This is a genomic window from Rossellomorea sp. SC111 (assembly GCF_024733565.1).
In the GTDB taxonomy this organism is placed as follows: domain Bacteria; phylum Bacillota; class Bacilli; order Bacillales; family Bacillaceae_B; genus Rossellomorea.
Window position 1 is genome coordinate 31915 of record NZ_JANIOC010000020.1, and the last position, 24028, is coordinate 55942.

The following is a 24028-nucleotide window of genomic DNA, read 5'->3' on the forward strand; positions in this document are numbered from 1 at the left end:
CTAGAAGCGCACGTCCCCCATGCCTTCCGAGCTCATATTCTCAGGAGGCTTGTAACCTTTTTGATCAAACTCTGTCTAATACAGTAAGGAGGTGACTCTAGCGTGAAGCGATTCATGATGATGATAATCATTCTAATAGCGGGAATGGCCGGCTGTGGAACAGCTGATGAAAACGACAGCCAGCCGGTAAAAAAAGAGACCGAACAGGGAGCGGGTGAAGATATTTCTGTACAGAAAGGAATTGTAGCAGGCGAAATGGAACCTTCATTAACCAAGAAAGATGCTGATGGTCAAAGTGTATATGTATATAGTGTGAAAAACCAAACAGAGCAGGAGAAAACATTTTCTTTCTCCTCTGGCCAGACAATCGACTATGAACTGCGAAACGAAAAAGGCGAAATCGTTTATAAAGATTCAAAGAATAAAATGTACACACAGGCACTACAGGAAATCACTGTGAAGCAAGGGGAAGCGTTTTCTCGTGAAATTGTCCTCCCGAAGGTTGAAAGCGGCTCTTATACATTGACCGTCTGGATGACCGCCAAGGGAGATCAGGACTATAAAACGACGGCAAAGGTAGTGGTGGAATAAGGATACAAAAAAGGATTAATCTCGGGCGGGGCACGGCGAGATTAATCCTTTTCTGTGTAAACGGGGATAGATCCACTGAGAGAGATGCGTTCAGGCGTCACGATGCACTTTCTTCCGAAAAACCTGACACCGCGCACTGCGGCTTCTTCCATGACCAGGGAAAAATGAGGATCGATTTCAGGAGCGGAAGTGATTCCCCGCAGATCTGTACGCTGGGCAATGAATAAGACCGCTGTTTGATAGCTTCCCTTCATCTGCAAATAGGTCAATTCCTCTACATGCCTCGCTCCCCTTGCTGTGACGGCATCGGGAAATTTACCTATTCCGTCCTCGACCATCGTGACACTTTTGACTTCGAGTAGTAACTTTTCATCATTTTGTTTATGTTGGAGCAGGAAGTCAAAGCGTGAACCTCCCACCTTATATTCGGCTTTTTCCAGGCGCCAATCCTTCAGCTCCTCCAGTACTTCCGTCTGCAGGGCTTCCAGTACCAACCGGTTTGGATATTGAGTATTCAAGGAAACATACATATCGTTTACGGGATCATGGGTCATGACCGCTGACCACCTTGTTTTCCTTTTTGGGTCCTTGGATTCCTTTAGCCAAATCGGCCCTCCAGGTACCAGCAAGTCCTTCAGCCTCCCAGGATCGGGTAAGTGGACTTTTTCTTTTGAACCTGAAGGAAGCTCGCACTCCAGCACAAACCGATTGAGCCGTTCAAGAAAGACGGCTTGAACCAGAGTGTCATGGAATGGGATACTTGCGAAAACTTCACGGTCCCTCATTTTAATAAGGCGCTCCAGCTCTTCGTTTTACGGTCATATGACAATAATCCGTTCGCAGGTAATTTGCGGATCTGCTTATAATCCTCTGTCATTTCATCCATGTCATAATAATCACCGATCACCCATATGGGAATCTCGATCTTCCCTCTCGTTAATACTGCTTTTTCAAGGGAGATGACCATTCCTTCTTTTAACTTATCCCGGAAGGAATGAATGACTTCCTTCCCGATCACAGGGTAGGGTTTCTCCTTCTTCATACCGAAGAGGCCTTTCCCACTCTTGACCGTACTGAGTTTGGATGAGAGGGTTGCTCCCAGCATTTGATAGAAGTCCTCAAAGTCCCGGTAATAAACTTTATTGAACCAGCCGTCCTCATGGGAAAGATAGGCATAGCGGTTATTCAGCTTAGAATAAAATGGAGGATTTAATGGCTGTTTGATATGCCCCATATAAAGGAGTTCTGCAATTTCCTGCCCGTTCAACTCATCGACTCCGACCTCTTCTTCGAAATCGATCCAACAGAAGTCTCCGTAGCTCTGAACCCCGTCATCGATGATCTTCTTCATTTCGTCCTGTTCTACATATTCCATATGGGTATGTATATTGAAAGCACCATGCTCGTACTGATGCTTGATAAGAAGTAAGTTCTTTAAAGGTTTACGGGCGTTCATTGCAAACTCGTTGAAATGGATTCCGTAAGAAACGACATATTGGCGATCCGGATTCTTGTGAACATAGATGATATCTTTAACTTGGTTATTTGCCTTCAAGAACATTCCCTCCATCTGATTAACACGGTGCACAGTTCATAATTTCTATTTTATCAAATATAGTACAAACTTGTTCTTTTCTATTTCATTTCAAAATGATGACAAAAGTCGCAGGTAATTGTCGATATTAGTCATATTTCAGTACTATGTGTTTAAGACTAGCGTCGTTTTCAGCTTCTAAACCACATCTTTATGAATATAATCTATTTCAAAGTCAAATACCCACTATAAACATGTAATAAATGGAATATCCCCTCTCTATTTTTCTCCCGAGCCCTTCTGCCATCAACATTTTCCATGAATTCAATTGTTCACCTGTTCCAAATACCCGTCATATGCCGACTGAAGTTCTCGAATTTCTTGGGTCATGAGTAGAAATTTCCTTTCATTTCTATTAGACTAGGAATGTGAAATCTTTAGAAATTCAGGTGAATAGATTATGGAAACTCGCCAGCGATTTGCTGATAAGATCGATTGGGGTCTTCTCTTTTTATTAATGCTGTTCTTCATTGTAAGTGCAATGGGAATCAGCAGTGCCCAGACTTCAGGGCAATATGGGACAAACTTTGTGATTAGACAGGCTTTTTGGTACGTAGTGGGCGGTATTATCATCGGCGCTGCGTTATTTCTCGACTCAGATCAGTATAAACGGCTTGCCTGGTACATATACGGTGCAGGAATCTTCTTGCTCGTTTTATTATTGATTTCTCCAGAAAGCATTGCACCTCACCGGAATGGAGCCAAAAGCTGGTTCATGTTGGGACCGCTTGGATCGATACAGCCTTCAGAGTTCATGAAGACATTCTTAATCCTTGCTTTGGCACGTGTCATCACCAATCATCATGAACTTAATCCAAGAAAAACAGTGCAGACAGACTTTCAGTTATTAATTAAAATCGGCTTGACCACTCTTCTTCCCCTTGCTTTCATCATGCAGCAGCCGGATTTAGGGACATCATTGGTCATACTGGCCATCATGACGGGTATCATCCTTGTTTCAGGCATTACGTGGAAGCTGATTGTGCCTATCTATGCTTCTATCGGAGTCTTAGGTGCGGGCATCCTTTCACTGGTAATATGGGCACCACAATTATTGGAGAAATACTTAAACGTGAAACCTTACCAATTCGGGCGGATCTATGCATGGCTCGATCCGTACAATTATGCGAAATTAGAAGGATTTCATTTGATCAACTCCCTTAACGCCATTGGTTCGGGACAGATTTTCGGGAAGGGATACAGTGACCGGGAAGTGTATATTCCGGAAAACCATACAGACTTTATCTTCAGTGTCATCGGTGAAGAGTACGGATTCATCGGCGCAAGTGTCGTCATCAGTTTATACTTTCTGCTGATTTATCATCTAACCAAGACGGCACTTGATACGAAAGAGCCTTTCAACGCTTATGTCTGTGCAGGGATCATCAGTATGATCACGTTCCATGTGTTCCAGAACATCGGAATGACGATCCAATTACTGCCGATCACAGGTATCCCCCTTCCGTTCATCAGTTATGGGGGAAGCTCCCTCATGGGGAATATGCTGGCCCTCGGCCTTGTGTTCAGTATGAGGTTTCATCATAAAACGTATATGTTTTCTTCAGAAGATTCTTAATTACAGGTTGCATTCATCCCTGATATGTGTAAAATAGTAGTAATTAGATATGGAATATTCTGTGAAGAAGAGAGTAATCCCGACGTGGATCATAGCGAGCCGGGGGCGGTGGGAGCCCGGTATGAAGCCCTGGATGAACCGCACTTCTGAGAAGTTCTTCTTGAAATCAGTAGGGAAGAACCGGGATCTCCCGTTATACAATGAGTGTCCTTAATCGGGAATAAGAGTGGTACCGCGAGCTAAACTCGTCTCTGTGCAGAGACGGGTTTTTTTGTGTTTCATACTAATGGGAGGTGTAACAAGATGGACTTGAAATCGATACTTGCTCAAGAATTGAAGACTCAGTTCTTGCCGGGCTGGAGTGAGAAAGATTTATACGATTTGATAGAAACCCCGAAACATAGTCATTTAGGGGACTTGGCTTTCCCTTGCTTCCAGTTGGCGAAAACCATTAAAAAAGCCCCTGCACAAATCGCCAATGAAATGGCCGCTGCGATAACCTCTCCCCTTTTCACCAAGGTGGAGGCTGTTGGACCTTATATCAATATACACTTTGACGGGGTAAAAATAGGGAGAGAAATCGTGACAGAAATTTTGACGAAAGGAAAAGACTATGGAACCCACACCTTTGGAGAAAACAGAACCGTCGTATTAGATATGTCCTCACCTAATATCGCCAAACCGTTTTCCATGGGACATCTCCGCTCGACGGTCATTGGGAATGCCATTGCCTCCATTGCCGAAAAATGCGGCTATCGTACCGAGAAAATCAATTACATCGGGGATTGGGGGACACAATTCGGGAAACTGATTGTCGCTTTCAAAAAATGGGGAGACCCGGAAAAGGTCAAAGAGAATCCCATTGCCGAATTGTTTATTCTTTATAAAAAGTTTCATGAAGAGGCAGAACTCGATGCTTCCCTTGAGGAAGAAGGTAGAAAAGCCTTTAAGCTCCTTGAAGACGGGGATCAAGAAATAACCGGGCTATGGAGATGGTTTAAGGATGAATCACTCCAAGCCTTTAAAACGATTTACTCACTACTTGGGGTCGAGTTCGATTCCTATAACGGTGAAGCGTTCTTCAATGACAAGATGGAAGAAGTTGTGATCTTGCTTCAGAAACACGATCTTCTTGAGGAATCCCAAGGGGCTCAAGTCGTTCGGATGGATGATGGGAATCTGCCACCCTGCCTGATTAAGAAATCTGATGGAGCAACCCTTTATGCCACACGGGACCTGGCTGCCGCCCTTTATCGTCAGCGTCAATATGCCTTTGATGAAGCCCTCTACATTGTGGGTCAGGAGCAGACCATTCATTTCAAGCAAGTGATGAACGTGTTGAAAAAGCTTGGGTACATTTGGGCGGATGAAATGAAGCATATTCCATTCGGTCTGTATTTAAAGGATGGGAAGAAGATGTCTACACGTAAAGGCAGGGTCATCCTTCTTGAAGAAGTGCTTCAGGAAGCAATCAAAATGGCGGAGGACAACATCAAGCAGAAAAACCCTGACTTAAAAGATGCTTACGCGGTTGCAAGGGATGTCGGGGTTGGGGCCATCATTTTTCATGACCTGAAAAATGACCGGCTAAATGATATTGAATTCTCCCTGGAACACATGATCACGTTCGAAGGAGAAACCGGTCCTTATATTCAATATACGTATGCGAGAGCTCAATCCCTACTCAGAAAAGCAGGTGAGATAGCTCCACTGACATTTGAAGGTCTTGAAGATGACGAAAGCTGGGAAGTGATAAAGCAACTGCGATTATTTCCGGAAATCATCGAAAAATCATGGCAGCATTATGCGCCATCTATCATTGCCAAATATTTAATCGTCACATCACAAAGCTTCAACCGTTATTATGCTAAAACCAAAATCATTTCGGATGACAACCAGCAAAGTTCCCGGCTGGCCCTGGTTCATGCCGTGGGGGTTGTCCTCTCCGAAGGATTGCGATTATTGGGGATGAAATCCCCTGCCGAAATGTAGAATCCTAAAGAATACTGTCACTATTTCCCGAGAAATAGATTGATGACGATTTATTTCTTTAAGTCCAGGAGGAATAGGATATTTCATGACTCCTTTTATGAAAAGTGATATACTTTCTTATGTTCTATTAAATTCGAAACTAACGCTTTATTCATAAAGGAGATTACTTATGTCTGAACTACTTCACACGTTCGAAGCATGGTTATTGGATTACGGTGTATGGGGATTGATCATCGTCTCATTCGCAGATTCATCTTTCTTCCCTATTCCACCTGATGTATTACTGATTCCATTAGCGATTGCCAACCCTGACAGTGCCCTGCTTTACGCGCTTTATACGACGATCGCTTCCGTCATCGGGGCCCTTTTTGGCTGGTTGATAGGAAAAAAACTGGGACGCCCGATTCTTGTACGGCTATTCTCTGAAGCAAGAATTCAAAAAGTAGAAGAGTACTTTACAAAGTTCGGTCCAATGGCATTATTGATTGCAGGTCTGACACCGGTTCCTTATAAGATTTTCACGATATTCGCAGGGGTCTCCGGTGTGAAGATCCGGGTATTGGTCATCTGGTCGATCATCGGCAGAGGGATCCGCTTTTTCCTGGAAGGTGCGATCATTCTGACACTGGGAGCAAAAGCCAAACCTTTTATCGAAGAAAACTTTACTTTACTGACACTTGCAGCAGGCGTTGTGCTGATTGTCGTATATCTCGTCTACTTGATCATTAGAAAGAAAAAGCAAACTCCTTGATCAGCTGATCCAAAAAGGAGCATGGGATCACCCCATGCTCCTTTCTTATTCGGAAGATCCCACTACAAAGCGCAGATGCTTATGTAACACGCGCAGGGACTGCCTGCTGCCTTCATATAGTTCCCCATCCATATCAAGCTTCTCATTTTGCCCGAGCTCAATATGGGCTTCTTTTGCTTGAATGTGCATGATATCGTCATATTCTTCGCTGATATTACCTGTACTTTTAATGACAAGAAATTCCTTCAACAACGGAAAGCCACTTTTCTTCACAACATAAATGTCCATCAATCCATCGTCCATATTGATACAGGTCGGCAGAGGATTGGAACCGATGGATCGTCCGTTTGCGACCAGCAGCATGACGACCTCCTCTTCCACTGTCTCATTTTCCGTAGTGACCTTCACACTCAAGATAGGTGAATCCTGAATCGATTGGAATGCACTAATATAATAGCTCAGTTTACCGAGGACGCTCTTAGATCCGACATCTATATTGTCGCTCGTCTGGGCAACCAATCCCGTTCCCCAGAAATTACTGAAATACCGATCCCCAGCCTGGACAATGTCGATATCCTGTTGTTTTGGCCGTTCGGTTATGAGGCTAACCGCTTGTCCAATATTCATGGGGATATATAGGGACCGTGCAAAGTCATTGCATGTACCACCAGGAAGAATGGCAATCAGCGGGCGATCCTCAAGGACAGACAGCCCATTGATGGCTTCATGGATCGTACCATCCCCGCCCATGATCACCACCAGCTCATAGCGGCTTCCTGATTCCCTGCAGACCCTTTCGGCATCTCCCTTTTCTTTTGTTTTGTGAATGATCAGATCGCTGCATATATCCAATAAAGGGGGTACCGCATCCTTCAACAGGATCTCGAGTGTCCCTTGACCTGCCTTGCCATTGCATAAAAGCAATACTTCTGAAAATCTCGCCATGAATATCGTCACCTAACTTATGGATTTAGTGTGGTACATAAAAAGAGGCTGACCCAAAACGATGAGTGGTTATCATCCTTATCGGACCAGGCCATATGAGTACAGAGTGTTTCACTATATCTGTGGTAGTCTTGGCTTAGAAGCCAATGGATCTTGGGTCAACCTCTTTTACTATGCCGTATTCGAATCTTCCTGGGGTACTTGGAGTACAGATCGATGGGCAATTCCAAGACGCCCTTTGATATAGCTCTGGGGGTCATAGGGAATATGCTGATTCTGCATGCGATGAAGCTCCATTTCTGCAAACATAGCCAGGGCACGACATACCTGATCTAATGCCATGCTAACACGTTGAGGATCTGAAGGTTGTTCCCGGCTCATACAGTAGTATGAAATCTCATCTGCCTTCTTTCTGATTTCCTTTAATGCTTGTAGATCAAACATCATTCTCTCCATGCCTAACCCTCCCCTTTACCTTTAGCTATAGTATATCGGGAAGAATCGGTAATTATGTCTGTCCAACATTTCTGATAAGCGTGGATTATGAATCTTGTGTTAACGTCTTAGGTAATGGTTGATACTGCTTTAGTGAATGAAGAATTTCCCGTCTTGATTTCGTTTTAGAAATATTCACACCGACGTTCGACAATTTCGTTATCACTTTTTTAAAGCGATCGTTCTCCTTTACCACGTTATTCACCTCTTTTTAAAATATCGTTACCTATTTGTACGTTTGACTCCGTAAAAGGTTTCACTGAATGTTATATGGTTTCCCTTTTCCCTAAAAATGAAACGATAATCCTACTTTTACACATTTCAGTAGAATAATTTATTTCGAATTACACAATTTATACTTATGATCACTAAACTATCCCTTGTTATCATCATATCGTCCCTTTTCTTTAGTCTATTTGATCTACATAAAACAACCCCAGAAAGCACGTATAAATAAGCAGGATGAAGGTCCGTCCCCCGAGACCGTATTGGAATACATTTTCAGAATAAAGCGGAGAAATATGCTGAATAATAGGTGTGTACTGCCATTATGATCAAGGGGGAATTTTTCATGCAAGTACGTGATATTATGTCGACAAATGTGGAAGCGGCATCTAACCAGGATTCACTTGAGAGCGTAGCTTCCAAGATGAGTTCCAGAAATGTGGGTTCCGTTCCTGTCGTTGAAAACGGACAGGTTGTCGGTATGATTACTGACCGTGATATTGCGACTCGTGGACTGTCTCAAGGTGCACAAGGAAATGTCTCACAGGTTATGTCACAGCAAGTGGTGACAATATCTCCGGATGCATCCGTAGAAGAAGCATCGGCTATGATGTCCCAGCATCAGGTGCGCCGTTTGCCTGTTGTGGAAAACGGTCAACTGGTCGGGATGCTGGCTTTAGGAGATTTGGCAGTACAACAGAAATCCGATCAAAGTGCCGGTAGCGCCTTAAGCGGAATCTCTCAGAATCACCTTCGCTAATAAAGGCTTACAAGCAAAGACTTCAAAGCTTTCTTTCACTGAATAAGGGGCTGTACTGCCCCTTATTTGGCGTGTGAAAAGGTCCAATCGACTTATTTTGACGAAGAGATGGGTATATCGTCATTTTTTTCATGCAAAGGGAGGATTTTCTTTATTTGTGACGAATATGTGATTAATGTATAAGGTGTTAATGGAGGAGGAGGTTTTGTATGAGTCGTGCTGCACGATCGTACCGTAAGGAAGTTCGTCATTTTAAACGTGAGAACCGCAAAAGAGTCTTCGCCGACAGCATTTTTGATTTTTTATTTATGTTATTTGGTATTTCAATGATCACTGGGATTTTATTATTTGTATTAGGATTTTGGGATTTTTACTAATCGTATGATTACTGCTTTTATTTATTCTATTTTAATAGTCTGAACACTTAATCGCAGCCATGGATTTCTATGGCTTTTTTTTGTGTGCTGAGCTACCCATTTAATTAAAAAACATTATTCAAATAATCGTAAATAAATTATTTTAATAAAATAATTTACCCTATTACTTTTGTCTTACTCCTATCTAGAAAACCTTTATTACTATGATGGAATAGTTCGATTCTCTAAATAAAATCTGGTAATATTTTAATATTCAGATAATAACTTGACTTTCATTTTAAATTTTCAGATAATAATACATGTAACCAACACAAATTTTCGAGGGGGTTATCATGGATATTTTAAACAATTTAGTCACGGAAGCAAACTCCATATTATGGGGGTATATACTAATCGGTGTACTTCTCATTTTAGGATTGTACTTCACAATCGGATCTAAATTTGTTCAAATTCGCCATATAGGTGAAATGTTTCGATTATTAGGGGATAAAGATGTCGTCGAAGCAGAAGGGGAAAAGCAGATTTCTTCCTTACAGGCATTCTTTATTGGAGCAGGTACTCGAATTGGTACAGGTAATTTAGCAGGAGTAGCCATTGCCTTAGCAATTGGGGGACCTGGAGCGGTCTTCTGGATGTGGCTTGTCGCCATTCTGGGAGGAGCCAGCGCCTTTGTAGAAAGTACATTGGCACAGATTTATAAAGAAAAGGATAAGATTGGATTCAAGGGCGGCCCCGGCTACTATATGAAGAAACAACTGGGCAAGCCCTGGATGAGTTCGATCTTTGCTGTTACCATCATCCTATCCTTTGGTACCACCTTTAATGCAGTTCAAAGTAATACCATCGCAACCGCGTTTAGTAATTCATTTGGTATCAATACGTTTGTCATTGGAATTGTGCTGGCCGGTTTGACTGCACTGATCATCTTTGGCGGTGTTAAGCGCATAGCCAACTTTTCATCCTTCATTGTACCGATCATGGCAGGCTTTTATATTGTACTCGCCTTATTTGTAGTCATTACGAATATCACTGAAATGCCCGGCGTCATCGCCATGATTTTCAAAAGTGCCTTCGGCTTTGAACAAGTCGTCGGTGGTGGAATTGGTGCTGCAATCATGAACGGCGTAAAGCGTGGGCTATTCTCCAATGAAGCCGGAATGGGTAGTGCACCGAATGCGGCGGCAACGGCATCGGTTTCACATCCTGTTAAGCAGGGTTTCATCCAGGCACTTGGGGTATTCTTTGATACGATCCTCGTCTGTTCCGCGACGGCCTTCATCATCTTAACGTCGGATGCTTATGGATCAGGTTTGACGGGAATCGAACTGTCCCAGGCAGCCATGTCGGAACACTTTAACTCATGGGCCGGTATATTCCTGGCGATTGCCATCTTTACCTTCGCCTTCAGTTCAATTATCGGAAGTTATTATTATGGGGAAGCCAATCTTCCATTCATAAATAAGAGCAAGACCGGACTACTAATCTATCGCTTCATCGCACTGGGTATGGTGATCTTCGGGTCTGTCGCAAGTCTTGATATCGTCTGGAGCCTCGCTGACTTTTCAATGGCCTTGATGGCCCTTACCAACTTGGCAGCCATCGGTTTTCTCGCCCCGATTGCCTTTAAAGCTTTGGACAACTATATGACCCAGCGTCGTCAAGGATTGGATCCTGTCTTCTATGCAGATGACATTCCCGGTTTAAAGAATGTCGAATGCTGGCCAAAACGCCAAAGTGACATGCCTAAAAAAGCAGTAAATGAATAATAAACCTTCCACTAAAGAGCAGGAGCAGGTCCCTGCTCTTTTTTTCTTGTCATTTTTTTCTATTCCATTCTCAGGTATACTAATGATACAAAGTTAGTCAAAGGAGCCATAACATGATGAGTATCCTATCTGCTCTTCTAGGGGTATTATTTTTTCTTAACCTGATCCTTGCCTCCGTTATCATATTCTTGGAGCGGAAAGATGCGGGAGCGACCTGGGCCTGGCTGATGGTGCTATTCTTCATCCCATTTCTCGGGTTCATCCTCTATTTGGTGTTCGGCCAAAATTTGAGCAGGAAGAGGTTATTTGACTGGGAGGATATGAAGAAGATCGGAATCGAAGGATTGATTCACACTCAGATCCAATCCTTGAAAGAACATCGTTTCCCTTTTAAAAATGACATCTCCTTTCGTTATCAGGATCTGATCTATATGCATCTGATCAATAATGAAGCTCTCTTGACCCAGGATAATGAGGTCAAGTTGTTTACACATGGAGAAGACAAGTTTGAAGCGTTGATAGAGGATATTAAAGCTGCAGAGGACCATATTCATATTCAATATTATATTTTCAAGAAAGATCAGTTAGGAAAGCGCGTCTTGGAGAACCTTACGAAAAAAGCGAAAGAAGGGGTAAAGGTCAGGGTCCTATACGATGAAATGGGATCGCGGCGAACGAGGAGGAGGTTCTTTAAAGACCTCCTTTCTGCCGGTGGAGAGGTGGAAGTGTTTTTCCCTTCGAAGATTCCCTTTATTAATCTCCGCTTAAACTATCGAAATCATAGAAAGCTGGTGATCATCGATGGAAAGGTTGGCTATGTAGGCGGCTTTAATATTGGGGATGAATACCTGGGATTGAATCCCAAGTTCGGTTATTGGCGGGATACCCACCTTAGAATCGCAGGCAGTTCCGCACTGGCCATGCAGACACGGTTCATCCTCGATTGGAATCAGGCAAGCCGGTCGAGGAAGATCGCCTATGATCTGCGGTACTTCCCCCCGCCTTCCTTTACCGGGGATGCAGGGGTTCAGATTGTCACATGCGGCCCGGACTCGGAATGGGAACAGATAAAAAACGGTTATATCAAAATGATTTCATCTGCCAAGGAATCCATCTTCATTCAGACTCCTTATTTCATTCCTGACGTGAGCCTGCTCGATTCTTTAAGGATCGCCTCTCTTACGGGAGTGGATGTCCGGATCATGATCCCCAATAAACCGGACCATTTATTTGTCTATTGGGCGACATATTCCTATATCGGGGAGCTTCTGAAAGCAGGCGTGAAGATTTATATTTATGACAATGGATTTATACATGCCAAAACCATTGTCGTCGATGAAGTCATTTCTTCTGTAGGTACAGCGAATATCGATGTACGGAGCTTTCGTTTAAACTTTGAGGTCAACGCCTTTTTATATGATCAGAAACTTTCTGAAAATCTGGGAGTTGTGTTTAGAAACGACATTGAAAAAAGCAGGGAATTAACGTTAGAAGATTATCATCAAAGACCTTTGATGATCAAAGTGAAGGAATCCATATCAAGGCTGTTGTCCCCCATCTTATAGAAGGGATGATTGGACATTGCCATCTGTAGATAGAAAAAGGCATAATAGAGTTATTGTATGAAAGAAAAGGAGAGGGGTGAGATCATGAGTGTGCATAAAGAAATATCCAAGCATTCCAACAAGCAAAATCAGCTTGTTCAGCAATTTATGATATTGGATGAGCAAAGAGAAAAAGCGATTGACGAAGCGGTTCAGCTTTGTTCTGCCGGTAAACCTTTTACAACGGATCATATCAATCAAGTAACGAATGAAATCAATGTCCTTGCCAGACGCGGGGTCGTTCCGCAAAGAAAGCTTGTGACCATGGAAATGGTCGAGGAATATGTGGCGAGATTAAAATAAGATAGCCTGACACAGGCTTTACATGATAAATAACCCTGATTCGTCTTCATCCATCCTGTTGGTGAGGTCGTTTCAGGGTTACTTTATTTGAAGGCGGAAACTTAAGCTTTTAATGCGCTATTCCACCCATCATAAACAAATACAGGCTGTGTATCGTTCTCTGCTCGCTCTGTCACCACATAGTTTTTATGTGCTACGACAGTTTGATCATCAGGTAAGTCCAGTTTCTTCGCGATCTCCCTATCCATTTTGACGATAACGGTATTTTCTCTTAAGGTTGTGACGACACCATTGATGGCATGTTTCTTTCTTTTAAACTGAATCGTATCCCCAAGGTTTGCATTCTCTTTTGAGTAAACGAATGTATTTTCCATTTTTAAAGTCCCCTTTTCAGTTAAAGTGATTGTTCTCTTTTTAATTTGAAAGAATTTTCTAATAATATTATTTTAACTTGTATTTATATAAATTTCAATGAATGACTTATCCTTTTTGTACCACAAATATATAAAATCAAAACCTTTTGGTATATTTTTTTGAACTGTTTTCGAAATCTTTTGCAACTAAAGCGATGCCTGGCTGATTTTCGCTTCAGGTGCTCGCTTTCCGCGGGGCGTGAGTTGAGCCTCCTCGGGCTATGCCCTGCAGGGTCTCAATGTCTAGCTACGGCGGCTAGCCCCTCGAGGTCATAAGCTAAATGAATCAATAAGGCAAAGTACGCCTTCTCGGCCCATTCATCTTATGCTTGTCAGGGCTATGCGAGCCGCCTCCGCTTTTCGTACTTTCCCGCAGGAGTCGAGCACCTTCCGCTACAATCAGCATCAAAGTGAAGTTTATTGGACTTTTTTAGTAGCGCCTTTTAAGATAACGACTTACATAGTAAAATCATTTCTCTTAATATAATTATACATCTTATATGGAAAATCCTTCCTTTTTGTTTATTTCACATAAAAAACAGGCACCCGTGGGTAGCGGATGCCTGTTTTTTTAGTAAGCTAATGCATTTTTCTTTTCTTCTTTCATTAGGACGAAGCAGAGGAAGATGCCAAGGAGTGAGAGGACTGCGAAGAAGAGGTATACCGTGTAAATGGAGTAAGTTTCATAGATGAAACCTCCCACGAAGGTACTGAACCAATTCCCTAGGCCATTTCCGATGGCGGAATAGACGGTGACGGCAGTAGCTGTAATATGTGCCGGCGTGATTTCTTTGATGTAGCGGAGACCCGCCGGAATGAATAATCCGATGGCAAGACCCTGCATCACTGCTGAAGAATATACCAGCCATAGACTTGGTTCTGTAAAGTAAAATAGCCAGCGGATCATGGATGCGGCACCCGCCAGCGCCGCTACGGTCAAGAGACCGAACTTATCAATCCACCCTCCCGCGATTCTCATAAACGGCACTTCTGATAAGACGGCGATTAGAAATGCGAGACCAATTCCGGCGTACGTACCACCTGAATCTTCCACGAATAATCCGAAATACACGTTGTTGGCTAAATTCGGGCCGAATACCAAGAATGTGACGGCCAGGAATATCAGAAATTTTTTCATCGTGAATAATTCTTTCATCCCTTCTTTCAAATCAAGCTTTGCTGCCGCTCTCTCTTTAGGAAAACGGAAGGATAGGAATCCGGCAAGGACCAGGCAGATAAAGAACGAGTAGAAAATGATCGTCGGTCCGATGAACCCCTCTGAAAGCCTCCCCATGATGAACACGGCAATCCCGAATCCCAATGAGCCGAACAGACGGATATTTCCGTAGTTATAACGGACTTTACTCGTATACTTCAAGCTGATGCTGTCGGAGACGGGGATGATGGCGCTTTGGAAGATCGCAACTAAAATCGCGACCACTAACAATCCATAGTAAACATCCATGAATAAATAACCAAGGGCAAAGATCCCTGCAACTAGGGAAGTGAACCCTAACACGACGGTTGGCTTATTGGTTGTATCACTGACCATCCCCCATATAGGCTGGAAGAAAATCATCATGATCGGGCCGACCGACATGATGGTCCCGATCTGATACCCATTCAATCCCACACTTTCACTTAAATATACACTGAGTAGAGGATATAAACTTCCAACTCCGAAGAACGTTAATAGATAAAACCCTTGTAACGTAAAAATTTGATTTCGTACATTTCTTTCCACTACCGTATCCCCCAAGATGTTTTTTGTCTATCTAATAGTAGACCTTGACCGTTCAATTGTCTATGAATTTATGCCTTTTTATGGATAAAGTCTCACGTTTTATGGCCTTGACAGCCAGGACCTCCATTTCATTTTCCATAAAATTACCGTTTGACTTTTTCAATTAAACCCTTTAAAGTATGGAAGTATATTTTAAATCAACTAAATAACATATCTTCTTATCCAGAGAGACGGAGGGACTGGCCCTGTGATGTCTCGGCAGCGGACTCATAGTGAGTGCTGTGCCACATCCAGCAAGCGTAATGCTTGAAAGATAAGAGGAGTGTTTCGTTTGAATGAAACCTCTTCTTAGGCTGGAAGAGGTTTTTTTATTTGATTTCACACGAAAAAGGAGTGTTTGACATGGACCAAGAAAAAGGTAATTTACTGGCTTTATTGCCTTTGATTATATTTGTTTCACTGTTCCTTGGAGCAGGAATTCTTTCGGGAGATTTTTATGCATTTCCTGTTCTCGTATCCATCATCATTGCATCTATTGTTGCCCTGGCGATGAATCGTAAAGAAACGTTGACCGCTAAGGTGGAACGGTTCGCAAAGGGCGCCGGACATCCGGATATTATGATCATGGTTTTTATCTTCCTATTAGCCGGTGCCTTTTCCGGTGTAGCAGAAAAGATGGGTGCCGTTGATTCGACCGTCAACTTTGCCCTATCCGTGCTTCCAGGTAATCTAATCATTGTTGGATTATTCATCATTGCCGCTTTCATTTCCTTATCCATGGGGACATCCATGGGGACGATTGCAGCACTTGCCCCGATCGGAGTCGGCATCAGTTCAGGAGCAGATATTTCAATGCCCCTTGCTATGGCCACCGTCATTGGAGGAGCGATGTTCGGGGATAACTTGTCGTTCATTTCGGATACAACGATTGCAGCCGTACGTACACAGAAAACGGAAATGAAGGACAAGTTCAAGGTGAACTTCTTCATAGTATTACCGGCAGCAGTCATCACCATGGTCATCCTTTTTATCCTTACGATGGGGACTCCATCCTCTGTAGACGCAGGAAGCTTCAATTGGGTTAAAATCATTCCTTACCTCGGAGTCATCATCGGGGCCCTTGCAGGATTGAACGTATTTGTCGTTCTAATAGGAGGGATCGTGTTGGCAGGGATTATCGGATTTGCTGATGGGAGCTTCACCTCATCGAGTTACTTTGGCAGTGTAGCCGACGGGATGACGGGCATGGCAGAGATTGTGATTCTTTCCATCCTGATTGGTGGAGTCGTCGAACTGATTCGTCATAATGGTGGGATTCAAGCGATCCTTTATCATGCCACCCGTAAGATTAAATCTCCCCAGGGAGCACAGCTTGCTACTGCAGGATTAGTCAGTTCAACGAATCTTTGCACAGCAAATAATACGATTTCCATTATTATCGCAGGACCACTGGCCAAAACGCTCAGCGATAAATTTGGCGTTGATGCCCGTAAGTCAGCCAGTATCCTGGATATTTTCTCTTGTGCCGTTCAAGGGTTGATCCCATACGGTGCACAGGCACTGTTAGTGGCGGAAGTAGCCGGTATCTCACCGGTGAGCATCATCCCATATGCCTTCTATCCTGTCCTGATTGCCGTTTGCGGGTTGATTGCGATTCAATTCGCCCTTCCGAAGTTCACCCGGAGATCCGTTACGGATAGAGATCCTGTTCGTTCTTCATAATATAGTAGAAAAGAGACAAATCTTATGGGTTTGTCTCTTTTCTTGTGTCAGTGATTGGTTGGCTTTTTTATCAGGGAGGATTTTGATCTATTGCAGCGCTATTAGACTTTATTGCAGAACTAAAAAAAGCAGACCCGCCTTTCAGGAGTCTGCTTATCTTCTATAACAAGTCATTCACATGATAAAGTTTTCCATTTTCAATATCGGTCTCGGTTATGAGATCCACCAGTGCACCTGCAACGGTATCCGGACTGCGCAGCATCCCCTCATCTTTGTATCGCTGGAATGATTCAACATCTGCAAAGGATTCTTTGGAGGACGAACGGATTTCCCCCTGCATATCCGTATCCATCACTCCTGGACTGAATGCGATGACCTGATGACGGCTATGCTTATTAGAGAGCTCCAGGCTCACGGTTTCGGTGAGCATATTGACTCCGGCTTTCGTTGCACAATACGTACTCCATCCGTAAACGGGACGGCTTCCTGCACCTGAACTGATGTTGACCATGATCATTTTCGAGTCGGAGTCTTTGGCTGCTTTGATCAATTCATTGGTGGCGATCATAGGGGACAGCAAATTAACGTTGACACTCGTTTCCATTGCTTCATTCTCCACTTCGCCCGACGGATTAATCGGTGTTACCGCTCCGGCATTTTGAACGATATATATCTTCTCTGCTTCAGATTTAAAAACCTTTGTCCCCACTTCATGGAAAACGGCTTCCGTTTGTCCTGATTGAGAAAGATCACAGGGAAAGAACTCATACGGCACTTCTTTTTCCCGTGCAAGCTTTTGTAAGCTGTCATTATCTGAACGGGAAATATTGAGGATGCCGATGCCCTTTTCAATAAAGAGTCTGGCGACGGACTCACCTAAGCCCCTTGTTGCTCCGGTCACAATTGCATAATCCATTTCGAATCATCTCCTTCTTACCTACTGATTATAAAGGAGAGTTTTCTTTCCTCAAAAAATTAAGCATCGTTTTATCCTTTCTTTTTTAAAAGTCCACAAAAAAGCACACCATCAAGGCATGCTTTCATCAATCAAATGGTATTCCGGTATGAGATCGGATAGTGGCACGATCGATGCCTTTTTCTCATAAAGGGGAAGAAATTCTTTTAACATGGTGGCCACCTTCATGCCTGTTACTCCCACATGTCCGATTGCGATCGTTGCATCATCACTGTCCAATTCCTTTGAAAGGAGCCTCGCCTGCTTCCCGATATGCTGAATGGTGTAGACATCATCAAAGAATAACTCGTTTTCAAGGTAGGGGACGCCCAATTCCTTTGCAAGCTTCGGAATGACACTCTTCCCTGTTGTTTTACTATCCAGATAAAATAAACCCCTTTCCTTGCATATCCCGAGCACAATCCTCATGACCCGTTCATCGGCGGTAGCCTTCGATCCCATATGGTGATTGACCCCCACTGCATAAGGAACCTCTTCCAGGGCCTGCTCCACTCTCTTCCTGATTTCTTCATTGGAAAGAGAAGTCGTGATTGCTCCCGGCCCGAGCCAGCTCGCTTTCCCCGACATCGGTTCCATAGGAAGGTGGACAATGACCTCATGTCCATTTTTATGGGCTTTTTCCGCATCGGCCCTGGTCGTTGGAAGAAAAGGCATGACGGCAATCGTCAACGTGGCAGGAAGGCTCAGAATTTCCTCTGTCCCTTTCATATCGTTTCCCAGGTCATCGATCACAATCGCGAGTTCATTCTGATGGGCGGAGAGGGGAAGAATGTTTCTTGCAGATGCTGACGATTGAATCGAGAAAGTCATAAGTATAATACAGATAACAAAGGTTCTCATCTCACATCACTCCTTTTCCTTTATGATGTCCATTTTGAGGAGGATATACGAATGGAGGTCCGTCCCTATCCAATCAGCAAAAAAGAAAGCCGGGAAGCACGATCATGCTTCCCGGCTTGGGCTTCAGGAGGGACGGACCTATTGATCCCAGGCTTTCGTGGGTCGGTCTCCCGGGTAGCCGTGAGTTTGGCGATATGTTTTTCTTTGTGTTGTGAAGTCCCACCAGTTCTTGCTGCTTCCCGGGTGCTTGGCGTGGTGGACGACACATCTGAGTGAGTCTTCCACGCATGGGTCCATCCAAACACCGTACTTCTTTTCTAAGTCGTTGATAAGGTCTTCACCCTTCTCTTCCTTTATTTCTTCCAGGGTATAAAATCCAAGATCTTCTACAACATTATGAGCCATGTTGGGTCCTATGGAAGGAATCTGTTGAAAAATGGACATGCCGACTAAGTAACGGGATCTCTCCATCGTAATGTTTAGTTTCTCCCCGAGAGTTTCAGGAGAGAATTCATGTATCTCCCCGAGTCGTATCTTTGCTTTGCGGAGGGCAGACCTCTCCTTATCAGTCAATGGAAGTTTAGGACTCTTTCTACTCACCTTTCGTCTCCTCCTTATCCTTTAAAGGTTTGCTTTCGGACAAACTGGAATTCTTCCACCGCTGGACGGTTGGTTTTCTTTTTAACTGTTTTACGTTTCACCTTGATCGGTTTGTTATTCACCAGCACCCCGACTTTCGTTTGCTGGATTTCCTTAACCCCTTGAACGATGAGCTGCATGGCGATGATCGCAATCATGAAGGCAACAAGTGGGGCAATGACAATCCAGTACTTGCCGGTCATAAGGGAATTCTTTGTGGAACTGATCAAGCCGGACCATTCAAATGTTCCCGATTTCGGAGGATCCGGAACCAGTCCGCCGGTAATGATCGTTCCCCCGAGGAAAAGATGAAATAATCCGAGATGTACAAGGATGAGAAGCGTCTGGATGAATTGCTGCCCCCATATGATGAACATCCGCGGTGCCAAGTGAGGGAATAAATGCGTCCAGAGCAAATGCTTATTGCTCCCCCCAAGGAGCTTTGCTGATAGGACAAAGTCCTGCTTTCCTATTAGTTTCAGTTCATTCCCGATTAACACAGTCGTCAACGGCAGTACAAGGATCGTTAAGACAACGGCTTCGAACACCAGTCTTTCAAAGATCGAGTGATCCCAACCTAACACAGGCAGCCCCCAAAGGACCGGTCTTAATAAGAGGTAAGCGATAAGACTCAAAGGAAGAAAATGAATGGAATCCACTATCCGGTCAAGCCAGTTCTTCCTGCTTTCTTTCAAATGGAAATGATAGGCAATACCCAGATAGAATCCGCCGATCACACGCAGTGAAGCAACAATCAAGGCAAACAACAGAGTATACTTTGCCCCTACAATAAGCTGATCGAGAATACTGTATCCGAAGAAATCGGATCCCAGGATCATCTCCCCAAATGGTTTATGAGGAGGGGCACTGATGATCCTACCTTCGTCATTTTTCATAAATTGAATTTGTTTGATCGGCTCTTCTTTCAACCCTGAATAGAGGAAACTGGCAGCAATCAAACCAAATATCACACTGAATCCGATAGCGAACTTGCCATTATGCATATGCTGCCACCACAGCCTGCGGATGGTTGAAAGAAATCCCCATATCTTCCATTCCGTCCATTTTATTTTATCCCGTTTATATTTCGTATGATCTTCGCTGCTCTCGTGATTAATCCATAGATAGACACCTTGATACACGATGAAAAAAGGTGTGTAGATCATAATCAATGAAATCGCGATCACCATCGGCCTGAAATCCTGAATGATGTAATAGGTGATGCCTCTCATGTTAAAAATGGTCTCAATGATAAACAGACTCGACAGCATCCCCCAGATGATCAGCTTTCCATGATAGAAAAGACTGGGTGAAATATTTTTCAAAACATGTGAAAAGAGGATTCGCCCTTTCGACATCCCCTTACTCTGGGCAAATTCGATGTGAGGCTTCAGCAACTCTTCTTCCATTATGAAAATGAGGATACGGAAGAAGGAAATCATCGGAATGATGGACAGCGTAATCATCGGGGCAAGAAAGATCTTCTCCTCCCCGAATTCTGTGAAATTCATGAGTTCTACACCGAAATATTTAAACACATAGACAATCATCAGCTGGAGCATGAACGCGAACATTAAATCAGGCACCGTCTCCAGGAGATTTAATACTTTCTTGAGTGCCGATGTGATCGGCCGGGGTAAAAATACGGTGAAGACGGTAAGAATAAAGGCGATACCAAGCCCTATCCCCAAGGCTCCCACGATAATTTGAAGTGAATACAGGTATGGTCCCCACAGCATATCAAGAAAATCGACGGTAACCCCCTTATATGAATAACTCCAGTTTGCCCCATCCATGAAAACAAAGATGAACTTGATGAACTCCTCCAAGTAGCCTACAACATTATATAACCCTCTCTCCTTGAACACTACAGGCGCGATACTCACGGCTAAAATCCCAATTAGACCGAGAATATAGTAAAAGAAGAACCTGATCGGAAACGTGAGATATTTCATACATTGAATCCCCTTTATTCTCTTTTTCCTCAGTTTAATAGAAATGTTAAAATTTTTCAATTTTATTTCAAATCTGACAATTCAATGACAAAAAGAGTGACTCTTTTAAGTCAGAGTCACTCTTTTCGGTCTACGCCAGCAACCGGCTCGGTTTTCCCAAATAAAAGCCCTGTCCAATGGTTATTCCGATTTCCCTTGCCACCTGCATATCCTGTTTTGTTTCAATTCCCTCTAAGACAATCAACGTATCACTTCCGTAGAATTGGCTGAAAAAAGAGAGGAACCGCTGTTTCTTTTCATCCTGTGCCAGGTTCATGGCGAAATAACGGTCGAGCTTGATGATTTCCGGTTCATACTCAATGGATTTCTTGATGGAAGATGTCCCCTGCCCGAAATCATCAATCGCATACCAGACACCATATTGCTTCAGTTCCTTTAAAGACTCTTTCAACAACGGATTCTGCCATAGTTCTTCCGCACTGGATTCATTAATTTCAAGCACAAGCCGTCCTTTAATGTCAGGGTGGCGGTTCATAAGGTCGGAAAAATATGTGTGAAAGCTGGGATGCAGAATGGTGGTGATATAAATATTAAGAAACAGCTTGCAGTCCTTGATCCCATTCTCCGAAAAACTTTCAAGGGCTTTTGAAATGGACAGCGTATCCAGTTTGTACAAGATATTGGCCTTCATGGCAGATTGAAATACACTTTCAGGATTTTCATTATACTTATTTCGCAAAAGACCCTCATAAGCATAGAGGGTTCGATGTTCACCCATATCATACAATGGCTGAAAATCATGGTAGATAAAGTCGTCTTGAAAAATAGTAAAGATGTTCATAGGACCCCTATACTCTCTCTCTAGTTTTGGTCTTACCCACAAAAAAACCACACAAAAACGCATTACCCGCGTTCGCATGTGGTCGGTTGCGCTACTGGCTCCCCTAAATGTAAGCGCCCATCTATCATTTAGGTTCAAAGCCCCCAGTCGAATGGTCAGTTTATAAAGATATTTATCTTATAAGAAAAATATACCACATAACTAGTACTTATGGGGTGTATTTCTTGTAAATTATTAGAAAATTCATAAAGAAAGACTACCGTGATACAAATGGATTGTCACTAATCCAAAACCGCCATGGATAATCCCTGGCTTCCCCTGTGTTATCAATCCCTATTCGTTTCCCTGCAGTAAAATAAAATCAAACATCTCGACCTTGACCTGGAAAACAGCGACACAGAAGTCATACCGACAGACAAAAATGAGGTAAAGGTTGAGATTGATGGAAAAGGAACGATGACGTTAGCCGGGAAAGGAGATACGATTGACGTTACGGTCAAGCATAAATGGTACGAATGGATCGGCTTCAATCGTAAATCAAACGTAACAGTCTATGTTCCGAAAGAGTATGACCAAAGCATGGAAGTCGATATCGGCTCCGGCAATTTCGTGATGGCGAGAGAATCTGATTCAAAGAAATGGAAGCTCGATGAATTGTCCATTGACATGGGATCAGGGAATATGGAGCTTGAAAACATCGAGACAAATGTGTTCGAACATGATGGCTCTTCAGGGGATTTGGTGGTAAACGGCCTAACTACAGAGGATGGAAAAGTGGAAATCAGTTCAGGTGATGTAGAATTATCAAACTTTGAAGGTCCCCTTGAAGGCGATTTATCCTCAGGTGAATTAACGGTCACCATGGACTCCTTAAAGGGCGACCTGAACTTCGATGTGAGCTCAGGAGGAGTGAAGCTTGATCTGCCGGAAGAAGCAAGCTTTAAGCTGAATGGGAAGGCAAGCAGCGGGGATATTTCCTGCAATCTTCCTTTAAAAGATCAAAAGATAGAAAATGGGGATATTTCAGGGGTCTCAGGCTCTGGGAAATATACCATTGATGTTTCAGTGTCCAGTGGAAATGTGGATATATATTAACGAAGAGTGCCGGAAACATTCCGGCACTCTTTCATTTATTTATGATGGAATGGACATTTCCCTTCGATCGGTTCCACGTCGTCCCCAATAAAATACTGCTTCCACTCACGATGTTCCGGGTCCCCATAATGACTGATATTCGGATGCTTCGGTAAGCCGTCCCATTTCTCGACACGCTCCCTTACTTTTTCCCTGGACATGATCCCCCCCTTGGACGTGCCTTCCAATCCTTCAAAAATCCTTCTCGGCTGAAACCCGAGTACTAAACTATTCCCAAGATCCCTGGTCTTTCGCTGCTTGTAGGCAGGAGCATTACCAAACACAAAGAAAGGTTCCCCAGCAAAGGAAAATGCCCACAAATGATGATTCGGATCCTCTGGATAATCTTCTGGCCAATCCTCCTTATCCTCACCGTGGAGAAACTGCAGGATTCTCCAGAAATAATCCCTGTAATGAGGGACGGACCTCTCCTCGCTCTCGGGTTCCACAAATAAAAAGAAGCCGTGACGGATCAGGCGCTCACCTTCAGGCACATCAAACAAGTCGATGAACTCCTGAATCGTTTGGGGTAGATGCTCCCAATTGTCATGACTGATATAGGAATACCGAAGCTCTCCCTTCTTCTCTCCGGTCATGCCGAAGTAACAAGGAAACGTGCGGTCGGTTACAACCTCATGAAAGTTCTTATATTCTTCTATAACCCATTGAGGGACAAGCTCAGGGTTTGTCATATCTTCTTTTGTCAGCAATAAACTGTTCGTTGTCAATTCTTCCACCTCAAATTCATGTCGATGGTATGCTCTTCCCGAATTTTGACAGGTTAA

24 protein-coding genes, 1 pseudogene, 2 riboswitches and 1 other annotated feature are annotated in these 24028 nt (G+C 43.5%); of the genes and pseudogenes, 11 read left to right on the forward strand and 14 right to left on the reverse strand.

Annotated elements, in window-relative coordinates:
• Window positions 1–102 precede the first annotated feature (102 nt).
• Entirely contained in the window at window positions 103–591 is a 489-nt protein-coding gene (locus NQ095_RS20160) for a BsuPI-related putative proteinase inhibitor (RefSeq protein WP_258265217.1), read from the forward strand.
• A 41-nt stretch (window positions 592–632) separates the two neighbouring features.
• On the opposite strand, the gene sfsA is transcribed toward NQ095_RS20160, so the two are convergent.
• Both sfsA and NQ095_RS20170 read right to left on the reverse strand, forming a co-directional pair.
• Window positions 633–1376 carry a DNA/RNA nuclease SfsA gene (gene sfsA, locus NQ095_RS20165; RefSeq protein ID WP_258265218.1) on the reverse strand — a complete coding sequence of 248 codons (744 nt, stop codon included), beginning with the start codon at window positions 1374–1376 and terminating at the stop codon, window positions 633–635.
• Complete coding sequence (locus NQ095_RS20170; protein ID WP_258265219.1) at window positions 1373–2146, reverse strand: hypothetical protein; 774 nt, start codon at window positions 2144–2146, stop codon at window positions 1373–1375. The genes sfsA and NQ095_RS20170 overlap by 4 nt, the downstream gene beginning before the upstream one ends.
• Before the next feature lie 439 nt (window positions 2147–2585).
• Here NQ095_RS20170 and NQ095_RS20175 point away from each other — a divergent pair, with 439 nt between their 5' ends.
• The 3 genes from NQ095_RS20175 to NQ095_RS20185 all read left to right on the forward strand — a co-directional run bounded on the left by NQ095_RS20175 (window position 2586) and on the right by NQ095_RS20185 (window position 6504).
• Window positions 2586–3761, forward strand: a complete 1176-nt coding sequence (locus NQ095_RS20175; RefSeq protein ID WP_034763125.1) for an FtsW/RodA/SpoVE family cell cycle protein — start codon at window positions 2586–2588, stop codon at window positions 3759–3761.
• Between the two features lie 52 nt (window positions 3762–3813).
• Window positions 3814–4017: a binding site (T-box leader), on the forward strand.
• Window positions 4018–4064: 47 nt separating this feature from the next.
• Window positions 4065–5753, forward strand: coding sequence for an arginine--tRNA ligase (argS, locus tag NQ095_RS20180; protein WP_258265220.1), 1689 nt, complete (start codon window positions 4065–4067; stop codon window positions 5751–5753).
• 169 nt (window positions 5754–5922) lie between these two features.
• Window positions 5923–6504 (forward strand): YqaA family protein, encoded by a 582-nt coding sequence (locus NQ095_RS20185; protein ID WP_258265221.1) that lies wholly within the window; start codon window positions 5923–5925, stop codon window positions 6502–6504.
• Between the two features lie 45 nt (window positions 6505–6549).
• Here the strand turns inward: NQ095_RS20185 and NQ095_RS20190 are convergent, their stop codons facing one another.
• The 3 genes from NQ095_RS20190 to NQ095_RS20200 form a co-directional block, all read right to left on the reverse strand.
• The gene (locus tag NQ095_RS20190) at window positions 6550–7449 is read right to left on the reverse strand and encodes a diacylglycerol/lipid kinase family protein (RefSeq protein ID WP_258265222.1); all 900 of its coding nucleotides are present in this window, start codon (window positions 7447–7449) and stop codon (window positions 6550–6552) included.
• Window positions 7450–7620: 171 nt separating this feature from the next.
• Window positions 7621–7905 (reverse strand): hypothetical protein, encoded by a 285-nt coding sequence (locus tag NQ095_RS20195; protein WP_258265223.1) that lies wholly within the window; start codon window positions 7903–7905, stop codon window positions 7621–7623.
• An 85-nt stretch (window positions 7906–7990) separates the two neighbouring features.
• The gene (locus tag NQ095_RS20200) at window positions 7991–8140 is read right to left on the reverse strand and encodes an Lmo0850 family protein (RefSeq protein WP_098351100.1); all 150 of its coding nucleotides are present in this window, start codon (window positions 8138–8140) and stop codon (window positions 7991–7993) included.
• Window positions 8141–8515: 375 nt separating this feature from the next.
• On the opposite strand from NQ095_RS20200, the gene NQ095_RS20205 reads away from it, so the two are divergent.
• The 5 genes from NQ095_RS20205 to NQ095_RS20225 all read left to right on the forward strand — a co-directional run bounded on the left by NQ095_RS20205 (window position 8516) and on the right by NQ095_RS20225 (window position 12979).
• The gene (locus NQ095_RS20205; protein WP_060673866.1) at window positions 8516–8929 is read left to right on the forward strand and encodes a CBS domain-containing protein; all 414 of its coding nucleotides are present in this window, start codon (window positions 8516–8518) and stop codon (window positions 8927–8929) included.
• A gap of 209 nt (window positions 8930–9138) precedes the next feature.
• Entirely contained in the window at window positions 9139–9306 is a 168-nt protein-coding gene (locus tag NQ095_RS20210) for a hypothetical protein (RefSeq protein ID WP_258265224.1), read from the forward strand.
• Window positions 9307–9638: 332 nt separating this feature from the next.
• A complete protein-coding gene (locus NQ095_RS20215) occupies window positions 9639–11072 on the forward strand; it encodes an alanine/glycine:cation symporter family protein (protein WP_258265225.1) in 1434 nt (477 codons plus the stop codon).
• A 116-nt stretch (window positions 11073–11188) separates the two neighbouring features.
• Window positions 11189–12637, forward strand: a complete 1449-nt coding sequence (gene cls / locus NQ095_RS20220; protein WP_258265243.1) for a cardiolipin synthase — start codon at window positions 11189–11191, stop codon at window positions 12635–12637.
• Window positions 12638–12721: 84 nt separating this feature from the next.
• Complete coding sequence (locus NQ095_RS20225) at window positions 12722–12979, forward strand: YpbS family protein (RefSeq protein ID WP_258265226.1); 258 nt, start codon at window positions 12722–12724, stop codon at window positions 12977–12979.
• 101 nt (window positions 12980–13080) lie between these two features.
• Here the strand turns inward: NQ095_RS20225 and NQ095_RS20230 are convergent, their stop codons facing one another.
• Both NQ095_RS20230 and NQ095_RS20235 read right to left on the reverse strand, forming a co-directional pair.
• Window positions 13081–13353 carry a YkvS family protein gene (locus NQ095_RS20230; protein ID WP_258265227.1) on the reverse strand — a complete coding sequence of 91 codons (273 nt, stop codon included), beginning with the start codon at window positions 13351–13353 and terminating at the stop codon, window positions 13081–13083.
• 610 nt (window positions 13354–13963) lie between these two features.
• The gene (locus NQ095_RS20235) at window positions 13964–15136 is read right to left on the reverse strand and encodes an MFS transporter (protein ID WP_258265228.1); all 1173 of its coding nucleotides are present in this window, start codon (window positions 15134–15136) and stop codon (window positions 13964–13966) included.
• Window positions 15137–15351: 215 nt separating this feature from the next.
• Window positions 15352–15456: riboswitch (SAM riboswitch) on the forward strand.
• Window positions 15457–15538: 82 nt separating this feature from the next.
• Here NQ095_RS20235 and NQ095_RS20240 point away from each other — a divergent pair.
• Complete coding sequence (locus NQ095_RS20240; RefSeq protein WP_258265229.1) at window positions 15539–16858, forward strand: Na+/H+ antiporter NhaC family protein; 1320 nt, start codon at window positions 15539–15541, stop codon at window positions 16856–16858.
• Window positions 16859–17018: 160 nt separating this feature from the next.
• Here NQ095_RS20240 and NQ095_RS20245 read toward each other — a convergent pair whose 3' ends face one another.
• The 6 genes and pseudogenes from NQ095_RS20245 to NQ095_RS20270 form a co-directional block, all read right to left on the reverse strand.
• Window positions 17019–17774: a (S)-benzoin forming benzil reductase gene (locus NQ095_RS20245; protein ID WP_258265230.1), complete on the reverse strand. Its 756-nt coding sequence runs from the start codon at window positions 17772–17774 to the stop codon at window positions 17019–17021.
• 111 nt (window positions 17775–17885) lie between these two features.
• Window positions 17886–18674 carry a divergent polysaccharide deacetylase family protein gene (locus NQ095_RS20250; protein WP_258265231.1) on the reverse strand — a complete coding sequence of 263 codons (789 nt, stop codon included), beginning with the start codon at window positions 18672–18674 and terminating at the stop codon, window positions 17886–17888.
• A 138-nt stretch (window positions 18675–18812) separates the two neighbouring features.
• Window positions 18813–19274 (reverse strand): helix-hairpin-helix domain-containing protein, encoded by a 462-nt coding sequence (locus NQ095_RS20255; protein WP_258265232.1) that lies wholly within the window; start codon window positions 19272–19274, stop codon window positions 18813–18815.
• Between the two features lie 14 nt (window positions 19275–19288).
• Window positions 19289–21268: an ABC transporter permease subunit gene (locus NQ095_RS20260; protein WP_258265233.1), complete on the reverse strand. Its 1980-nt coding sequence runs from the start codon at window positions 21266–21268 to the stop codon at window positions 19289–19291.
• Window positions 21269–21398: 130 nt separating this feature from the next.
• Window positions 21399–22109, reverse strand: a complete 711-nt coding sequence (locus tag NQ095_RS20265) for an EAL domain-containing protein (RefSeq protein ID WP_258265234.1) — start codon at window positions 22107–22109, stop codon at window positions 21399–21401.
• 71 nt (window positions 22110–22180) lie between these two features.
• A riboswitch (cyclic di-GMP riboswitch) is annotated at window positions 22181–22261 on the reverse strand.
• Window positions 22262–22365: 104 nt separating this feature from the next.
• Window positions 22366–22461, reverse strand: a pseudogene (locus tag NQ095_RS20270) (DNA-3-methyladenine glycosylase); the annotation flags it as partial.
• A gap of 8 nt (window positions 22462–22469) precedes the next feature.
• Here NQ095_RS20270 and NQ095_RS20275 point away from each other — a divergent pair.
• A complete protein-coding gene (locus NQ095_RS20275; protein WP_258265244.1) occupies window positions 22470–23204 on the forward strand; it encodes a DUF4097 domain-containing protein in 735 nt (244 codons plus the stop codon).
• Window positions 23205–23239: 35 nt separating this feature from the next.
• Here NQ095_RS20275 and NQ095_RS20280 read toward each other — a convergent pair whose 3' ends face one another.
• Window positions 23240–23935 (reverse strand): YqcI/YcgG family protein, encoded by a 696-nt coding sequence (locus NQ095_RS20280; protein WP_258265245.1) that lies wholly within the window; start codon window positions 23933–23935, stop codon window positions 23240–23242.
• Between the last annotated feature and the right edge of the window lie 93 nt (window positions 23936–24028).